Here is a 16,072-nt window from a genome sequence, read left to right on the forward strand (position 1 = left end):
GCCGTTTCCTGGGGAGGTGGCCCATCCTGTGCGGCTGATTTTTGGCGAAGGTGACGGGAATTCCTGGAATCAAGCATCGACGACAGCGGCATGCCACCCTCCCGCGTTCAAAGCTGTAATGAAACCCCTATATTCGAATGTTAACAAACTCTAATGCGGAAAGACAAGATGTAATCTTGCGTTGTCAGAAAAACTTTATAATCCACTAGATTTTTACTTAAACCGTAAAGCATATGGCAACTTTGTTACAGAAACCCCCTAAATAATGCTGGGCCGTTAACAATTTGGTTTGAAAGGATTTTATAGCTCTTTGGGGCTAGTTTGGCCGCCTCCTTTTGATGACCCAAAGTGGTCAGAAGCCTGTGTCGGTTTTCTGCCCCGTGATTGCAATTCGGGCATACCTAAATGCCGCTCGTTCGGTGAGCGATCTTTTGCAATCTCTACTTGTCTTGCTATCGCTACCTGTTGTTGTGCTGTCTTGCCCGCCTCCGACAGCCGCCCGGCACACGACAGGGCGGATGATGCCCGCTACCGGGATCACGCGAATTTGCAAGCACGTCGCCTCCCAAGTCTCCCGTGTTTTGCCGATAATCGAGCGACCGGAAACCGGAGGACGAGCTATGGGCCAAGGCTGCTTAGGCACGTTGCTAACCTTTTCATTGCTCCTGTCGACACTGGATGCTCCCTATGCGGCCGACGTCACGCGTTCCGGCCAGCCCGTGTTTGACCGTGTCGTCGAACTGGTGGATGAAGAATTCTACGACACGACGGCGCTGGACCGCTTCAACGCCGTTGCTCGGGCACAAATCGACGGGAAGAGGCACTCGATCTCGGCAGCGAGCCCGCCCAGCGACGTAGACGACGCAATCACATCGGCCCTTGCCAGCCTTCGGGTCTCGCATACGGGACGCTACAAGTCCGATACGATCGACTATTTTGAACTCTCGGACATTTTCCGTTTCGCGATCAGGGACGATTTGCGTCGCCTCTTTCCGCCCGATGGCGAGGTCCGCTATCCCGGCATCGGCATGGTGACGGCCGTTGATGGTGGTCGGCGCTTCGTTGCCGATGTCTACGATGGATCGCCGGCCGAGAAGGCCGGCCTCCTCGTTGGTGACGAGATCCTGTCGGTTGACGGGCTACCCTACCGCGAAATCGGCTCTTTCGCCGAGAAAGTCGGCCGAAGTGTCGAGATCCGGCTTCGACGCCATCGCGATGCCGCGCCGATTTCGGCGAAAGTCCAGGTCGAGCGATTGCGGCCGCTGCCGATGTTCGAGCGGGCAATCGATGAAAGCCTTGCCTTGAGCGAACGCGAAGGTCACAAGATCGGCTACGTGCGGTTATGGACGCTCTCGACGCGCAACGGCCTTGATATTGTCGCGGAGGCCCTTGCGACTGGCCGCCTCAAGGATGCCGAGGGCGTTATCGTTGACTTGCGCGGACGCTGGGGTGGTGGCCCTGCCGATGCGGCCGAGCTTTTCGTCGGCGATACCCCGTCCTTCCGGCTGGTGCCGCGCCGTGGGGATGCGACGCTTGCAAACTTCCGCTGGCGAAAGCCGGTGGTCGCGTTGATTGACAAGGGTACTCGCAGCGGCCTGGAACTCTTCGCCTATGCTCTGCGGCAGAACGCCATCCCGCTGGTTGGTGAACGGAGTGCGGGCGCCCTGCTCGCAGGCCGCGCCTATGTGCTGCCAGATGACAGCCTGCTCGAACTCGCGGTTTCGGACGCAGTGATCGATAACGGTCTGCGGCTTGAGGGGATTGGCATCGAACCGGACCGGGCAGTGCCGTTTCCACTTGCCTATGCGGCTGGCAAGGATCCGCAACGGGAAGTGGCGATAGGCGAAATGGTCCGAATGCTCGAAGCTGGAACGACAGGGCATGCAGCCCTATCGCAAGAGCCTGCCGCGACCCGATGAAACTTGCGCTCACGCGTAAAAAAGCCCCAAAACGGTTGCGACGCCCGCGAAAATCTCTTGCCCCTGCCGAACAACCTCTTCGTCGGCGCCACGCGTTCGAGTTGTGGCTCGCCTCAGGTGACATGTCGCAAGAGATGGCACGAAACATTTTTTGGGAGGGGATTCACTTTATACAACAAGGATATTGCTCGTAAATGACGAGCAAATTTGAGATTTTATAAAGTCCCCAATTGCGATTACTTTACAAAAATGCTATTTTGTACGCCATGAGCGAGCAAAAAGACAGCAGGTTAAAGGGCCTCCTCTCGTCGGTACCCCCGGGCTTCTATGTGGACAGTAAATGGCTGTCAGCCCAGGGTATACGTCGATCGTCCGTCGCCGACTATGCGCGCGCCGCATGGCTGCGTCATGTTGCGCACGGCCTCTATCAGCGCCCTGGCACCGGGCCGACTAGCGAGAGGGACTGGCGCGTCCTCGCTCTCTCTGTGCAGACGCTGATGGGGCATCCGGTACATGTCGGGGGCATGACAGCCCTCCAAGAGATGGGCTATCGGCACTACCTGTCCCTTGGCGCGGCGGAGCCAGTCTATCTCTATGCGCCCCGCTTTCCTTCATGGCTCGATTCTGCGCTGCTCGATGCCCCGCTCCACCTGCGCAAGACAAGCCTGTTCGCCGATGCAGGCCACGATCTGGATGGCATCGCCGACAAAGGCACAGCCGGTGACGCGCCGCGTGAATGGTGGGACTGGACGCTGCGCCTATCGTCTCCGGAACGTGCCATCCTCGAAGCCCTCGATGAACTACCTGACGGGGAGAGCTTCCATTCCATCGACATGGTCTTCCAGAGCCTCGTCTCCCTACGGCCCCGCCGCCTGATGACGTTGCTCACCGCTTGCCGCTCCGTGAAGGTCAAGCGCCTGTTCTTCGTTTATGCGGACCGGCATCATCACGCCTGGTTCAAGCATTTGGACCGCGACAGCGTGGACCTTGGCGCCGGCGACCGCTCATTGGTCAAGGGCGGACGGCTCCACCCCACCTATCGCATAACTCTGCCCGAAGACCTCATGACCGACAACGAAAGATCCACCCATGGCAGCTGACATCTACGAACAACAGGTGCAATTGCTCGTAAAGGCACTGCCATTTGTCGCCGCGGAAGCCTGCTTTGCGCTCAAAGGCGGCACGGCCATTAATCTCTTCTATCGTGACCTGCCGCGCCTGTCGGTCGATATCGACCTGACCTACCTGCCGGTTAAAGGGCGCCCAGAAAGCCTAGCCGACATCAATGCGGCGCTGACTCGCGTTGCCGACAGGATCGAGTCGATACTGCCACGCACGCGTGCCGTGAGAATACAGGGTGGGGGCGGCGGTGAGACACGGATCCTCGTGCGGCAAGGGGCAATCGAGGTCAAAATAGAAACCTCCCCGGTCACACGCGGCGTCGTCCAGGAGCCAGTCCGCATGAGAGTGATGGAAATGGTCGAAAACAAGTTCGGCTTTGCCGAAATGCCGGTCCTCGCGTTCGAGGACCTGTTCGCTGGCAAAATTCACGCGGCCCTTGACCGACAGCACCCACGCGACCTGTTCGACATTAAGCTGCTCTATGAGAATGAGGGCCTGACAGACCAGTTGTTCCGCACATTCCTTGTCTATGTAGCAAGCTCACCCCGACCTCCGCACGAATTGCTGCGGCCGATCCGCGCGCCGCTCGAAGATCAATATGTCAAGGAATTCGAGGGCATGACACGCAGAAGTGTGACACTAGAAAACCTAGCCGAGACGCGCGAGCGGCTGATCGCCGATATAGCAGGAAGGCTTGACAAGCTGGTGCGACGTTTCCTGCTATCACTGCATGACGCAGAACCCGATTTCGATGCCATCGCCCTGCCGCAGGCTGCCATCCTCCCGGCGGTACGCTGGAAAGTCCAGAATCTTGCCCGCCTCAGGACAGACAATGCAGAGAAACACGCAGAACAGCGAGCGCTCATTGAAGCACTGTTCGAACAGTCTCCCTAAAGACAAGCGCCGTCTCTGTACATGCGCGAAGTTATGGCTCAGATGAAGCTGATAACGGAGAACTAAAGATTTACGGCAGCCGCAGCAAATTGGAGCGCGTCGCAATGCTCAATTGCGTCATCGCCGTTCCCAGTTTTGCACGAAAAAGCCGCGGCGAAGCGTTCGCGTACTGTGGCCGGCATACTGCGCCTTACCGGTCTTAACCTACTCCACCGCGGTAGTCGCGTCGTCGTCCCCGATGTGGTGCGATAGAGCCGGCAACTTGCTCTAATCTCGTGGCCGCGCGTTCCTCCACGCTGCCTGGAGGTTTCGCCCCGAATTGTGGCCCTAAGGCAGTTCGCGCGTCCCGACCACGACGGTTGCGGTGGAGCGCAGCTCCACCTTGCCGGCCCGCATCGACTGCCGGACGAGATCCAGAACCTCCGCCTTGATACGCTCCCGCGTCGCAATATCCGTCTGCCCCAACCCGGCGACCACGGGTGCTGCGATTTCCGTCATGAAGGCCCAATAATCCTCGGGACTATCGTGAACCATCGTGGTGGTGATCTCTTCTTCCCGAACGTCATGCAGGCCGGCGTTGGCAAAGACGGCCGTCATCATGCCTTCGGGTGCACAGCGGAACAGGCCCGGCGCTCCAACCGGTGGCTTCGGCAGTTCCACGTTGCGCGCGATGGTCGCCATGATCGTGGTTGCCCAGGCGTTCTTTTCCGGCGAGCTCCAGACGGCGGCGCAGACATGTGCGCCCGGTTTCGCAACCCGTCTCAATTGTTCAGCCGCTGCCGCGACATCAGGGAAGAACATGAACCCAAACCGGCAAAGGACGGCGTCGAATGCCGCATCCGGGAAAGGCAATGCGCCGGCGTCGCAGATCCTGGTTTCAAAATTCGTCAGGCCGCGTTTCCCGGCATTCTCGCTCGCCACCTGAAGCATACGCTCGGATAGATCCGTGACGGTGACCCGACCGTTCGGGATCAATGCAGCGACCGTGAGCCCCGGCTCTCCCGTACCGGCAGCAACGTCGAGCACCTGATCGCCGTCCTCGATGGCCGCCTGCCGGATCATCGCCTGGCCGAAGGGGGCAAGCCAGCCGAGAACCAGTGCATCCCATTTCTTCCAGCCGGCGGAGAAGCGGTCCCATGTCTCTCTTTGCTGATCGCGGATTTGATCGAGATGCGCGGACATAAGGTTCCTCCCTGGCGCCGGTTTCCGACCTCGTCTGGCGGAACTATGAACCGGCTGCGGAACGTTACAAATCAAATTTGCGCCGCGGGACGAGGACCTTTGTGACCGCGGTTACGTGTGCGCTGAGCCAATCCGCTCTAGGGTGGGACGGCAAGGCACGCTATATTCTAATTGAGGAGAGTGGGAAGGAGAGATTCGCACCGATGTCGAACCGGACGAACGGCAGGGATAACGGCCGGATAGAACCCAGCGACGAACAACCCCTCGGTGATCAATTGCGGATGATGCATCGGGCCTTCATGGCCTCGCCGCTACGCAACAAGATCATCTGGCTGAGCATCAGCATCATCATCGTCATCGTCGTAACAGCCTTCGGCCAGATCATCCTCAATCGATGGTACAAGCCGTTTTACGACACGCTCGAGCGACGCGACCTGCCTGCCTTCCTTCACCAGCTCGTCGTCTTCGCCGAGATCGCCGGCGTGCTTCTTGTCCTCAACGTTGTGCAAACCTGGCTCGGGCAGGTCATCAAGCTGCGCCTGCGAGAGGGCCTGACGGAAGATCTCATCAACGAATGGATGCGCCCCACGCGGGCATTTCGCCTGGCGAATGCCGGCGCAATCGGCATCAATCCGGATCAACGCATCCATGAGGACGCACGTCACCTGACCGATCTTTCCGCCGGGCTTTCGATCGGCCTTTTCCAGTCGGGCATTCTGCTGGTGAGCTTTATCGGCGTCCTGTGGTCCCTGTCCGACGGCTTCGTCTTCCATGTCGCGGACTACGCCGTCGCCATTCCCGGCTATATGGTCTGGGCTGCCATTCTCTACGCGGGCACGGCCTCCTGGCTAAGCTGGCTCGTCGGCCGTCCGCTGGTAGGACTGAACGGCGAACACTATGCCCGCGAGGCGGCGCTGCGCTTCTCGCTAATGCGCGTCAACGAACATATCGAAGCCGTGTCGCTCTCATCGGGAGAAGCAAATGAAAAGAAGCGCTTGCAGCGCGATCTTGCTTCGGTACTCGAGATCAGTTACGGCCTGTTGCGTGCGGTCACGCGGCTGACATGGGTGACGGGGGGCTACGGCTGGATCACCGTCGTCGCACCGATCGTCATTGCCGCGCCGGTCTATTTCTCGGGAGACTTGAGCTTCGGCGGGTTGATGATGGCGGTTGGCGCGTTCAACCAGGTGCATGCGTCGCTGCGCTGGTTCGTCGACAACATCGGCGCGATCGCCGATTGGCGTGCCACGTTGCTACGTGTCGCCGCCTTCCGTTCAGCATTGCTGATGACCGACGAACGGCACGAGGGCGACAAGCGTATCGACTTCAAGACGGCGGAAACGCCGCAGATGAGCTTCGACAATATCGAGATCGTCTCGCCGACCGGCTGCATTAAGCTTCGAGAACAGAGCGTCACCATCGACCCGGGCGAACGGGTGCTGGTCACCGGTGCTCCGGAAGTGGAAAAGGCCCCGTTCTTCCGGGCGATCGCCGGCCTTTGGCCCTGGGGCCACGGCCGCATTGCACTGCCGGTGGACGATGGTCTCGCCTTCGTTCCGAAGTCACCTTACTTCCCGCCCGGTACCCTTGGCGACGTTCTTGCCTATCCCAGTCCGGCCGATAGCTACGGCAAGGGCGAACTTGCAGCGGTGCTCTCCAAGGTGGGGCTCGGTCGGCTTAGTGGTCGGCTTGACCAGGATGCACGAAAGCAGATGAACCTCAGCGAGGCGGAGCAGCGGCTTCTCGCCATCGCCCGGCTCAGCCTGCACAAGCCCCGGTGGCTGATCATCGACGAGGCGCTCGACACGCTCGAGGACGACGCCTACCAACGGGTCCTGAAGTTCATGGACGAGGAGCTCAAAGGTGTCGCGATCGTCAACATCGGGCGCACAGAACGCGGCAATCATTTCTTCACCCGCGTGCTGCACCTGGACAAGAACCCGATCGGCAGTACGCTGCGGCGGCTGCAGCCAAGGAGCCTTCGGCCTGCCGATCCGCAGTTGGTGGATTGAAGCAAAAGAGCAGCGGGCACTGCCTGCCCTGGCCACTTGTCAGCCGAGACATCCGGAAGAGGCTGCAACGCATTGAAAAAGAGAAACCGCGCGTTCATCGGACGCGCGGTTTGCTTTGCCTTGCGTGAGCTTCCTTAGCGCGACCGCAACTTCATATGGCGATTCACGTCCTTATAGAGCAGGTAGCGGAACTTGCCCGGACCACCGGCATAGCAGGCCTGCGGGCAGAAGGCGCGCAGCCACATGTAGTCGCCGGCCTCGACCTCGACCCAATCCTGGTTGAGCCGGTAGACCGCCTTGCCCTCGAGCACGTAGAGGCCGTGCTCCATGACATGGGTTTCAGCAAAGGGGATGATCGCACCGGGCTCGAAAGTGACGATGGTGATGTGCATATCGTGACGGAGATCCAACGGATCGACGAAGCGGGTCGTCGCCCACTTGCCATCCGTTCCGGGCATGGGCGCCGGGGTGATCTCGGCCTCGTTGGTGAAAATGGCTTCCGGTACGGGCAAGCTGTCGACGTGTTCATAGGCCTTGCGCACCCAGTGGAAGCGAACAGGCGCTTCGCTTCCGTTGCGAACGGTCCAGCTGCTGGCCGGCGGAATGAAGGCGAAGCCGCCCGGCTGCATCTTGTGCACCTTGCCGTCGAGCGTAACGGTCAGTTCGCCCTCGACGACGAAGATCGCGCCTTCGGCGCCCTCGTCGAGTTCCGGCCGATCGCTGCCGCCGCCGGGAGCGATTTCCATGATATATTGTGAAAATGTTTCAGCAAAACCGGAGAGCGGACGCGACAATATCCACAGCCGGGTCTTGTCCCAGAACGGCAGGTAGCTGGTGACGATGTCCATCATCACGCCCTTGGGGATCACGGCGTAGGCTTCGGTGAACACTGCGCGATCCGTCAGGAGTTGGGTTTGTGCCGGGTTGCCGCCATGCGGCGCATAGTAACTACGGTTGGTCATATCTTCCTTCAGTCTGCTGGCAGGCACCGCCTCTTCTTCAAATGCGGTGCAATTGGTCCTGCGCTACGGCATCTGTCCTTAAATCGTCTCCGACTTGAGGACAAAAACATGCAGCAAATCAAAGTGCTACAGCGACTTTTTTGCACGTTGGATGAGACGTGCGGCGCTGCAGGCCTCAAAGCAATGCGGTGCGAAGATCCCGGGGCTGATCCTTCTCTTCGTCCAGATCCAGTTCCGCTTCGACGTGGTTCAGGTGCTCGGCCATTTCCTTGATCGCGCTCGCGACATTGCGCGCAGCGATGTGCTCGACGACAGCCAGATGCTCGTCCGGCCCGCAATTGTGCAGATGGTTCGAGCGGTACATCGCGGTAATCAGAGATGTGCGCGAGACGAGGTCGCGCAGGATGCCGAAGAGAAAGGCCGAGCCTGACAGCTCCGCGAGCAACAGGTGAAAGCCACCGGAAAGCCGAACGATATCAGAGAGATTGCCGGAACGGCCGGCAATGCGCTCTTCTTCGATATGGCCTCGCAACCGAACGATATCCTTGGGGGTGGCGCGTTCGCACAAGCGCTCGACGACGCGCTGCTCGATCGCCCGTCGCGCGACGAATACGTCGCGCGCCTCATCGACGGAGGGCTCGGAAACGAAGGCGCCGCGGTTCGGCATGATCGTCACGAGGCCGTCGCGTTCCAGCGCGGTCAAGGCCTGGCGAATGCGGGCCCTGCTGACGGAGAATATTTCGGCAAGTTGCTCTTCCTTCAACCGCGTGCCCGGCCGTAGCCGCCGTTCTGCAATCGCAAGCCAGATCTTCTCGCAAATGATCGCCGTCGGAGCACCGGCGGCTTCGTCCGCGTTGTACATGAAATCTCCCTTAGATCACGATGATTTTGGGTCGATCCGACCCAAAATCATGAACGTGATCGATTCTAAAAAGTTAGAGCGGGATGCGGGCGGAAAACCGCGTACACTTTTCCTCATCCCGCTCTAGCCGTTCGCCTACTCTCGCCGTGCGGCGCTCAAAGTCAATTCCATCCGCTGCAGTTAGATATTGACTACAAAATTGTAGACAATATTGTGTACCGCAACTTGATGTGCAAAGGCAACTGCTTAAACACGATCACGCGATCGGCCTGAAGCCGGTGCGTGGTGCCACTTGAGAGCTCCAATGGACTTTGAATTCACTGAACTGCCGCACCAGGAGGGGCCGCGATGCGCGCTCCCGGCATCACGGCCCATGTGGTCCTCGCAATCGTCCATCGGAAAATGAGCTGATCCCAATGCGTCTCCTGCTGATCAACCCGAATTCCACCAGCTCCATGACGGAACAGGCGCATCGCAGCGCTGAGCGCGTCGCAGCCCCCGGGACCCGCTTGGAGTCCATCAACCCGACGTCGAGCCCTGCCAGCATCGAGGGCCATGCCGACGAGGCGATGGCCGTCCCGGCCATGCTTGCCGAGATCCGCAAGGGCGAGGCGCGCGGGATCGACGCCTATGTGATCGCCTGCTTTGATGATCCCGGCCTTGGCGCCGCGCGCGAAATCGCCCGCGGTCCGGTCATCGGCATCTGTCAGGCGGCGGTGCAGGTGGCGATGAACATCGCCACCCGGTTCACGATCATCACCACCCTGCCCCGCTCCGTGCCGATCATCGAAGATTTGGCGGTGGCTTATGGTGCGGGCCATCGCTGCCGCAAGGTCCGTTCGGTGGACATGCCGGTACTGGCGCTGGAAGAGGATCTTGCCCATACCGAGGAGATGCTGGTGCAGGAGATCCTCAAGGCGCGGCAGGAAGATGGCGCCGAAGCGATCATTCTCGGCTGCGCTGGCATGTCCGAACTCTGCGACCGCCTGAAGGCGCGCACCGGCATGCCTGTCATCGACGGAGTGACTGCTGCGGTAAAGCTCGCCGAAGCCCTTGTCGGCGGCGGCTATGCCACCTCGAAGGTGGGGGCCTACGACTACCCTCGCGCCAAAGAAGTGCCAGCCTGCCGCCTGGTTGACGTCGCCGGCTAAGTCTCGGCATGTCACCGGGCGCATCCCCGCCCGATAGAGAGCCAGCGTAGATTTCCCACTAAATATCCCTACTGCATGTCTCCTTAGATCGACCTCGATTTAAGGAGACATGCGGCGAATCAAAGCGCTACAGCGACCTTTGCGCGTCTGATAGGACGCGCGGCGCTGTAGGGGGTACGCAAATTGAACGAGGCTCGGAAGCCGATGCGTCCCGGAGAGTGCTCAGAACGCCTGCGTTCTCCCTTCTGGCAAAAAGGGAGAACGCTTGCAAATATGCGGCTTCAGGGTTGCCGCTAAGGATCGTCACGCAGGCCGGTCGGAAGCGCTCGGTCGCCACTTGATCAGTCGCTTCTCGGCGACGTCCAGGATGCTGTCGATGATCAGGACAAAGATCGCGAGGATGAGGATGCCTGCGAAGACCCCGACCGCATCGAAATTGCCTTCCGCCTGAGCGATCAGATAGCCAAGGCCGGCAGACGAGCCAAGATACTCGCCGATGATCGCCCCGACGACGGCAAAGCCGACCGATGTGCGCAGCGAGGAGAGAATCCAGCTTGCCGCTGCCGGGAAGTAGACGTGGCGAAGCAGATCCGATCGCTTGGCTCCCAGAATGCGGGCGTTAGACAGCACCACCGGGTTGACTTCACGAACGCCCTGCATGGCGTTGAAGAAGGTGACGAAGAATACCAGCGTCACGGCGAGCGCCACCTTGGACCAGAGGCCGAGGCCGAGCCAGAGCACAAAGATAGGCGCAAGCACGACTCGAGGGATCGCGTTCAAGCCCTTGATGAAAGGGTCCAGAATGCGCGCGGCCGAACGGCTGAGGCCGAGCCAGACGCCTGCTGCTACCCCAAGGCCCGTTCCGACCAGATAGCCGAGCACGGTTTCCGTCAGGGTGATGGCCACATGGTTATAAAAGCTGGCGTCAGCCACCCAGGATGCCACCTGGTTGAAGATGTCGGCCGGGGCCGGGAAAAAGAAGACGTCGATGACCCCGGCCGTGACGCCGAGCTGCCAGCCGCCGACGATTGCCAGCAGCAGCACGACTTGGATAAGGCGTTCAGTCATGGCGTTCATAGCTTTTCTCCACTTCGCCGCGCAGCGATGACCAGATGTTGCGATAAAGATCCATGAAGCGTGGATCGAGCTTGATTTCGGCAACGTCGCGTGGACGTTCGAGATCGACGGGGAAGCTGTCGATCACGCGCGAGCGCGGTCCGGCGGCAAGCACCACCACGCGATCCCCGAGAGCGATTGCCTCCTCAAGATCGTGGGTGATCATCACCACGGCGCGCCGTTCCTCCTGCCAGAGCCGCAACAGCTCGTTCTGCATCAGGTGACGTGTATGAATATCGAGCGCCGAGAAGGGCTCGTCCATCAGGATGACCTTGGGGCCTGTGATCAACGCCTGCGCCATCTGCACCCGCTTGCGCTGACCGCCGGAAAGCTGATGCGGATAGCGGTGTTCGAAGCCCTTCAGCCCGACCTTCGCCAACCACTTCATCGACTGCTCGCGCCGTTCGGCGGCGCCTGTACCCTTGAACATGGGGCCAAGTTCCACATTCTCGAGAGCAGTCTTCCACGGAAGCAGCGCATCCTGCTGGAACAGATAGCCGATATCGTTTTGGACACCGCGTACCAGCTGACCGTCAATAGCGACAGTACCGCTCGATGGTTTCAACAGCCCGGCAATCGCATTAAGAATCGTGCTCTTGCCGCAGCCTGTCGGACCTACGATCGCGAGAAACTCGCCGTCGGCGACACTCAGGTTCACATCCTGCACGGCCACATAGGCACCGAAGGACATGGTGACCGAGTCGATGGAAACCATCGGCTTTGCCTGATGCCGACTGTCCGTCGGGGGTGCGGTTTTCACTACAGCCAATGCCATGAACTCCTCCTGTCAGTTGGCGGCGACGTTCGGGGCCTTGCCGACGAACTCGTTCGTGTAGGTTTTCGTCAGGTCGATTTCGGCTGCCGCGACCTTTTCGTTGAAGCTCTTCAAGACCGCAAGCGGAGTCTTGATATCTTCTTCGTTGATACGGCCGTCCTTTGAAAAGATCGCCTTCGCGTTCTCGACCGCCTTGATGTAGGTGTCGCGATCTCCGGAGATGAACTCCTTCGGGAGCTTGTCGACAATCTCTTCCGCCGAGTGGCTATTCATCCACTCGAGCGCTTTGACCGTCGCGTTCGTGACCTTTTGGATGGTCTGCGGATTTTCCTCGATATAGCTCTGCGTGGCATAGAGGACGGAGGTCGGGTAAATCCCGCCATAGATCGCCCTGGCACCCTCATCACTGCGCCCGTCGATCAGGATCTTGCCGACGCCCTTGGCCTCAACGAAGGTCGCCGCCGGGTCGTAGTTGACGAGGAGGTCAACCTTGCCCTGTTCAAGCGCCGCGACGGCGGCGGACCCGGAGCCAACGCCGATGAGCGAGACATCGTCCGCGGACATGCCGTTGCGCTGCAGATAATAGCGGACGAAGAAGTCGGAAGACGAGCCTGGCGAGGTGATGCCGACTTTTGCACCTTTGATCGTTTCCGGTTTTGCCGGGTCGAACGTGCTGTCCTTGCCGCCCGCCAGGACGAGCCCGGAATTGCGGGCGAGTTGCACGAACGCCACCACAGCCTTCTTCTGCGATTGCATCTGGATCGTATGATCGTAGAAGCCGACGGCGATATCCGTCGAGCCAGCAACAAGCGCCTGAAGCGTTTTCGAGCCGCCCGACGCGAAGTTTTCGACGGTCACCTCCAAGCCTTCCTTTTCGTAGAGGCCGAGCCCCTGCGCAACCGGAAAGGGAAGATTGTTAAGATTATAGGATCCGACGCTGATGCGGACGGGATCCGCCAATGCCGAACCGGCAAAGGCGACGGTTGCCGCGAGGGCGAGCATGAGCTTGCGCATGATATTCTCCTCCTGTTGGTGGCGCCCTCCCGGCGGCCACGATCATTATGCCGCGCAACCGAGTTGCGTGACAGGTTTTGCAAAGACATGGCCTTCGAACAGCCGCCTGGCGGTGCGCAGGATGCCGGCAACGACCTTGCCGTCCCTTTCATGAAGCTTGACATCCAGGTGGCCGCTCGGGTGTTCAATCGAAAGCACCACCGGCGGTTTGCGTGTGCCGACGAGAAGGGAAGCAACGGTGCCTTCATGGATGCAGGCGGTGGCAATTCCCACGGCCCCGGTCGTCGCCAGCGAAGGGTGACATTGATGCGGCATGAAATAGCGCACGTTGACATCCCCTCCTGACTTTGGCCGGGAAATGAGCACGGGCTTCGGGGTCACCTGGTTCCGCACATCGCCAAGGCCCATCCGTTCTCCGGCAGCGATGCGCAGCTTTTCCAACCGGTCAAGCAACGTCCTATCGGCGTTGAGTTCTGCCGCTGACTCGAAGCCGCTTGCGCCAACCGCGCCAGCCTCGACCAACATCATCGGCATGGCGCAATCGATGCATGTGACAGCCACACCGTCGATCGAATCGATCGGCTTGCCAGTGGGAAACAACTGTCCGGTACGCGCGCCGGCTGCGTCCATGAAGGTCAGCGCGATCGGCGCTGCGTTGCCCGGCACACCATCGATCGCCGCTTCGCCGAGATAGGAGACGTTGCCATTCGGCGTGGGAACATCGGCTTCGATCATCTTGCCGGTGTTGACGTTGTGGATTCGCACGAGCGTCGTTTTGCCTCGGGCCGGAACGAGACCCGCCTCGATGGCGAAAGGGCCGACCGCAGCAAGCATGTTGCCGCAGTTCGGTGACGTGTCGACGATTTGTTGATCGACCCGCACCTGGGCAAAGAGGTAGTCCACGTCAGCATCAGGGATGGTGGCGGGTCCGACGATGGCTACCTTGCTCGTGACCGGGTTGCCGCCACCGATGCCGTCGATCTGCAGGGGATGACCTGAACCCATGACGGAAAGCAAGATCTTGTCACGTTCGTGCGTATCGACGGGAAGATCGCTTGCCAGAAAGAAGGGACCCTTCGAGGTGCCGCCTCTCATCAGTACGCAAGGGATCGCCAACAGGTCGTTCATCGCTTGTGCTTCCATTGGAATTATGTCATCGCCGTATCAATCGGCCTATTTGATCCAATTATCGAAACTACGGTTGATTTGTGAAATGCTAAGAATCGGGAAATTGATGCAAGATGAGCATTAATTGCGAAATCCTAGATCTGCGGGCGTTCTTGAGCGTCGTCGAGTTGGAGAGCTTTCATCGCGCTGCCGATGCGCTGCATCTGTCGCAGCCCGCCCTGAGCCGCCGTATTCAAAAGCTTGAGCAGGCGATTGGAGCGCCTCTCCTGGAGCGAACGACGAGGCATGTGTCGTCGACGGCGCTCGGAACAGAACTCATTCCGCTTGTGCGGCGCATGTTGGAAGAGTTTGACGGTTCCTTGTTCGCCGTGCGGGACGTTGGTACCAATCGAGGTGGATTGGTAACGATCGCATGCCTTCCGACCGCAGCATTCTACTTCTTGCCGACCGTCATCCGACAGTTCAACGAGGAGTATCCCAACATTCGCTTTCGGATCCTCGACCTGCCGGCGACCGACGGCCTCCAAGCCGTGGCGCGCGGTGAGGTGGAGTTCGGGATAAATATCATGGGCACATCGGATCCGGACTTGATTTTCGACCGGCTTGTGGAAGACCCGTTCGTGCTTGCAGCGCGCAGTGATCACCCCCTCGCCGCCAAGCCCGTGGTCGGCTGGGCAGAGCTTGAGCCCTACCATCTGATTACAGTTCATCGATCGAGCGGCAACCGAACCTTGCTTGACGCCGCGCTGGCAAAATCGAATATCAAACTACGTTGGTTCTACGAGGTGACCCATCTGTCCACCTCCCTCGGCTTGGTGGAGGCCGGCCTCGGAATTTCGGTCCTGCCGCGCATGGCGACCCCGCAGGATGACCATCCGTTCCTGATCACGCGCCCGATTGGCGATCCCGAGATATCGCGCACGATCGGCGTGGTCCGCCGCCGCGGCGGCACCTTGTCGCCTGCAGCGGAGAGATTTCTTGAGATGCTGATGGGCGCATGGGGAAATGACTGAGGGGCGCAGGAAACCGGAATCCTCATGCAATCATAGACCGTCCGCGCACCAGGGATTTGCGGAATGCCGAGACCGAGCGGCTCTCGTCGTCAGTTGGGAGCTGACTCTCGTGAAGATTCCTTCCCCTTCAGCGGCGTCGTTTTGAACGGGCTATGTTGGCCGACGAAGCTCAGGCTACCCTCTTCAAAGGAGACCTCGAGCTTTTCAGCGCACCAAGGCGTCGAGCTGCTCCTGCAGCGTCGCCACCTTCCGCTCAAGCGCTTCCAGTCGCTCTTCAAGGGCGGATAGCGCCGAACCACTCGACGCCGGTGACACTGCCACCCTCTCGGATGTTGGCTGCTCGACTTCCCCGCAAAGCAGATGCGCGAAGCGGTCCTCGCGCTGGCCGGCGCCCCGGTTCAGTTGAACGATGAGGGGCGGCCGGCGGCCCATCATCAGGTCGAGATTGTCCTTCAGGTCCTCGATCGATGCGAACCGCGCCATGCGCTCGCTGCGCGCCCAGAGCTCGTATGCCGTCTGCGGACCACGAAGAAGCAGCAGGCCTAGCGCGACGATCTGCGGCGACGTCAGCGAGAAACGGTTGGCCACCAGGTGCTCGTAGCGCTCGACCCTCGACGCGAACGCCTGCCGGACCAATCCCTTCTGCACCAATGATGCGAGCGCACGGTGGACATCCACCTGCTCGAGCGCCATGACGGGATCGCGTGCGGTCTTCTGGTTCGCCGCCGAATGTGCCGAATTGAGCGTCAGCGGATAGACGTCGGGCGTCGTTTCCTTCTTCTCGATCAGGCATCCGAGAACGCGGGCTTCAACGGCATTGAGGACAGGGAAATCAGTGTCGGAGGTCGTGTTCATGGGCCAACTCTTCAAATCAACGCATCGATCCCAGCCGCGTCCGCCAAGTGTAGTGCGGCCCGGCTTT

General features: G+C 60.0%; 14 protein-coding genes. 6 read left to right on the forward strand and 8 right to left on the reverse strand.

Translation table 11 applies throughout. The features are described 5' to 3' along the window. Nucleotides 1-620: 620 nt before the first annotated feature. The 3 genes from AC0C6X_RS16885 to AC0C6X_RS16895 all read left to right on the forward strand — a co-directional run bounded on the left by AC0C6X_RS16885 (nt 621) and on the right by AC0C6X_RS16895 (nt 3,935). Nucleotides 621-1,919 carry a S41 family peptidase gene (locus AC0C6X_RS16885; protein ID WP_472954443.1) on the forward strand — a complete coding sequence of 433 codons (1,299 nt, stop codon included), beginning with the start codon at nt 621-623 and terminating at the stop codon, nt 1,917-1,919. A gap of 266 nt (nt 1,920-2,185) precedes the next feature. After that, complete coding sequence (locus tag AC0C6X_RS16890; protein WP_472954162.1) at nt 2,186-3,019, forward strand: type IV toxin-antitoxin system AbiEi family antitoxin domain-containing protein; 834 nt, start codon at nt 2,186-2,188, stop codon at nt 3,017-3,019. Further along, nucleotides 3,009-3,935, forward strand: coding sequence for a nucleotidyl transferase AbiEii/AbiGii toxin family protein (locus tag AC0C6X_RS16895; protein WP_472954164.1), 927 nt, complete (start codon nt 3,009-3,011; stop codon nt 3,933-3,935). Before AC0C6X_RS16890 ends, AC0C6X_RS16895 begins: the two co-directional genes overlap by 11 nt. A gap of 327 nt (nt 3,936-4,262) precedes the next feature. Here AC0C6X_RS16895 and AC0C6X_RS16900 read toward each other — a convergent pair whose 3' ends face one another. Beyond that, nucleotides 4,263-5,117 (reverse strand): class I SAM-dependent methyltransferase, encoded by an 855-nt coding sequence (locus AC0C6X_RS16900; protein WP_173518298.1) that lies wholly within the window; start codon nt 5,115-5,117, stop codon nt 4,263-4,265. 203 nt (nt 5,118-5,320) lie between these two features. Here AC0C6X_RS16900 and AC0C6X_RS16905 point away from each other — a divergent pair, with 203 nt between their 5' ends. Beyond that, entirely contained in the window at nt 5,321-7,129 is a 1,809-nt protein-coding gene (locus AC0C6X_RS16905) for an ABC transporter ATP-binding protein/permease (RefSeq protein WP_472954167.1), read from the forward strand. Nucleotides 7,130-7,263: 134 nt separating this feature from the next. Here the strand turns inward: AC0C6X_RS16905 and AC0C6X_RS16910 are convergent, their stop codons facing one another. Next, a complete protein-coding gene (locus AC0C6X_RS16910; protein ID WP_173518296.1) occupies nt 7,264-8,091 on the reverse strand; it encodes a bifunctional allantoicase/(S)-ureidoglycine aminohydrolase in 828 nt (275 codons plus the stop codon). 175 nt (nt 8,092-8,266) lie between these two features. After that, nucleotides 8,267-8,953 (reverse strand): GntR family transcriptional regulator, encoded by a 687-nt coding sequence (locus AC0C6X_RS16915; protein ID WP_173518295.1) that lies wholly within the window; start codon nt 8,951-8,953, stop codon nt 8,267-8,269. 416 nt (nt 8,954-9,369) lie between these two features. Between AC0C6X_RS16915 and AC0C6X_RS16920 the strand changes: the two genes are divergently transcribed. Next, nucleotides 9,370-10,104, forward strand: coding sequence for an aspartate/glutamate racemase family protein (locus AC0C6X_RS16920; RefSeq protein ID WP_173518294.1), 735 nt, complete (start codon nt 9,370-9,372; stop codon nt 10,102-10,104). A gap of 303 nt (nt 10,105-10,407) precedes the next feature. Here the strand turns inward: AC0C6X_RS16920 and AC0C6X_RS16925 are convergent, their stop codons facing one another. From AC0C6X_RS16925 to AC0C6X_RS16940, 4 genes are read right to left on the reverse strand one after another with little or no spacing between them, the layout of a single operon-like run. Beyond that, nucleotides 10,408-11,181, reverse strand: coding sequence for an ABC transporter permease (locus AC0C6X_RS16925; protein ID WP_173518293.1), 774 nt, complete (start codon nt 11,179-11,181; stop codon nt 10,408-10,410). Continuing rightward, the gene (locus AC0C6X_RS16930) at nt 11,165-11,995 is read right to left on the reverse strand and encodes an ABC transporter ATP-binding protein (RefSeq protein WP_472954170.1); all 831 of its coding nucleotides are present in this window, start codon (nt 11,993-11,995) and stop codon (nt 11,165-11,167) included. The genes AC0C6X_RS16925 and AC0C6X_RS16930 overlap by 17 nt, the downstream gene beginning before the upstream one ends. A 12-nt stretch (nt 11,996-12,007) precedes the next feature. Then, nucleotides 12,008-13,009 (reverse strand): ABC transporter substrate-binding protein, encoded by a 1,002-nt coding sequence (locus tag AC0C6X_RS16935; RefSeq protein ID WP_472954172.1) that lies wholly within the window; start codon nt 13,007-13,009, stop codon nt 12,008-12,010. A 45-nt stretch (nt 13,010-13,054) separates the two neighbouring features. Next, on the reverse strand, nt 13,055-14,137 hold the full coding sequence (locus AC0C6X_RS16940; RefSeq protein WP_472954174.1) for a 4-oxalomesaconate tautomerase: 1,083 nt from the start codon (nt 14,135-14,137) through the stop codon (nt 13,055-13,057). 113 nt (nt 14,138-14,250) lie between these two features. Between AC0C6X_RS16940 and AC0C6X_RS16945 the strand changes: the two genes are divergently transcribed. Further along, nucleotides 14,251-15,150 carry a LysR substrate-binding domain-containing protein gene (locus AC0C6X_RS16945; protein ID WP_472954176.1) on the forward strand — a complete coding sequence of 300 codons (900 nt, stop codon included), beginning with the start codon at nt 14,251-14,253 and terminating at the stop codon, nt 15,148-15,150. Nucleotides 15,151-15,354: 204 nt separating this feature from the next. On the opposite strand, the gene AC0C6X_RS16950 is transcribed toward AC0C6X_RS16945, so the two are convergent. Further along, complete coding sequence (locus AC0C6X_RS16950; RefSeq protein WP_173518288.1) at nt 15,355-16,005, reverse strand: YceH family protein; 651 nt, start codon at nt 16,003-16,005, stop codon at nt 15,355-15,357. Nucleotides 16,006-16,072 lie beyond the last annotated feature (67 nt).

The sequence above is a fragment of the Ensifer sp. VA4 genome (assembly GCF_055710065.1).

What these genes read in the sequence shown, in the direction of transcription:
- AC0C6X_RS16885 (WP_472954443.1), top strand. Translation starts at nt 621, where the DNA reads ATGGGCCAAGGCTGCTTAGGCACGTTGCTAACCTTTTCATTGCTCCTG.
- AC0C6X_RS16890 (WP_472954162.1), top strand. Translation starts at nt 2,186, where the DNA reads ATGAGCGAGCAAAAAGACAGCAGGTTAAAGGGCCTCCTCTCGTCGGTA.
- AC0C6X_RS16895 (WP_472954164.1), top strand. Translation starts at nt 3,009, where the DNA reads ATGGCAGCTGACATCTACGAACAACAGGTGCAATTGCTCGTAAAGGCA.
- AC0C6X_RS16900 (WP_173518298.1), bottom strand. Translation starts at nt 5,117, where the DNA reads ATGTCCGCGCATCTCGATCAAATCCGCGATCAGCAAAGAGAGACATGG.
- AC0C6X_RS16905 (WP_472954167.1), top strand. Translation starts at nt 5,321, where the DNA reads ATGTCGAACCGGACGAACGGCAGGGATAACGGCCGGATAGAACCCAGC.
- AC0C6X_RS16910 (WP_173518296.1), bottom strand. Translation starts at nt 8,091, where the DNA reads ATGACCAACCGTAGTTACTATGCGCCGCATGGCGGCAACCCGGCACAA.
- AC0C6X_RS16915 (WP_173518295.1), bottom strand. Translation starts at nt 8,953, where the DNA reads ATGTACAACGCGGACGAAGCCGCCGGTGCTCCGACGGCGATCATTTGC.
- AC0C6X_RS16920 (WP_173518294.1), top strand. Translation starts at nt 9,370, where the DNA reads ATGCGTCTCCTGCTGATCAACCCGAATTCCACCAGCTCCATGACGGAA.
- AC0C6X_RS16925 (WP_173518293.1), bottom strand. Translation starts at nt 11,181, where the DNA reads ATGAACGCCATGACTGAACGCCTTATCCAAGTCGTGCTGCTGCTGGCA.
- AC0C6X_RS16930 (WP_472954170.1), bottom strand. Translation starts at nt 11,995, where the DNA reads ATGGCATTGGCTGTAGTGAAAACCGCACCCCCGACGGACAGTCGGCAT.
- AC0C6X_RS16935 (WP_472954172.1), bottom strand. Translation starts at nt 13,009, where the DNA reads ATGCGCAAGCTCATGCTCGCCCTCGCGGCAACCGTCGCCTTTGCCGGT.
- AC0C6X_RS16940 (WP_472954174.1), bottom strand. Translation starts at nt 14,137, where the DNA reads ATGAACGACCTGTTGGCGATCCCTTGCGTACTGATGAGAGGCGGCACC.
- AC0C6X_RS16945 (WP_472954176.1), top strand. Translation starts at nt 14,251, where the DNA reads ATGAGCATTAATTGCGAAATCCTAGATCTGCGGGCGTTCTTGAGCGTC.
- AC0C6X_RS16950 (WP_173518288.1), bottom strand. Translation starts at nt 16,005, where the DNA reads ATGAACACGACCTCCGACACTGATTTCCCTGTCCTCAATGCCGTTGAA.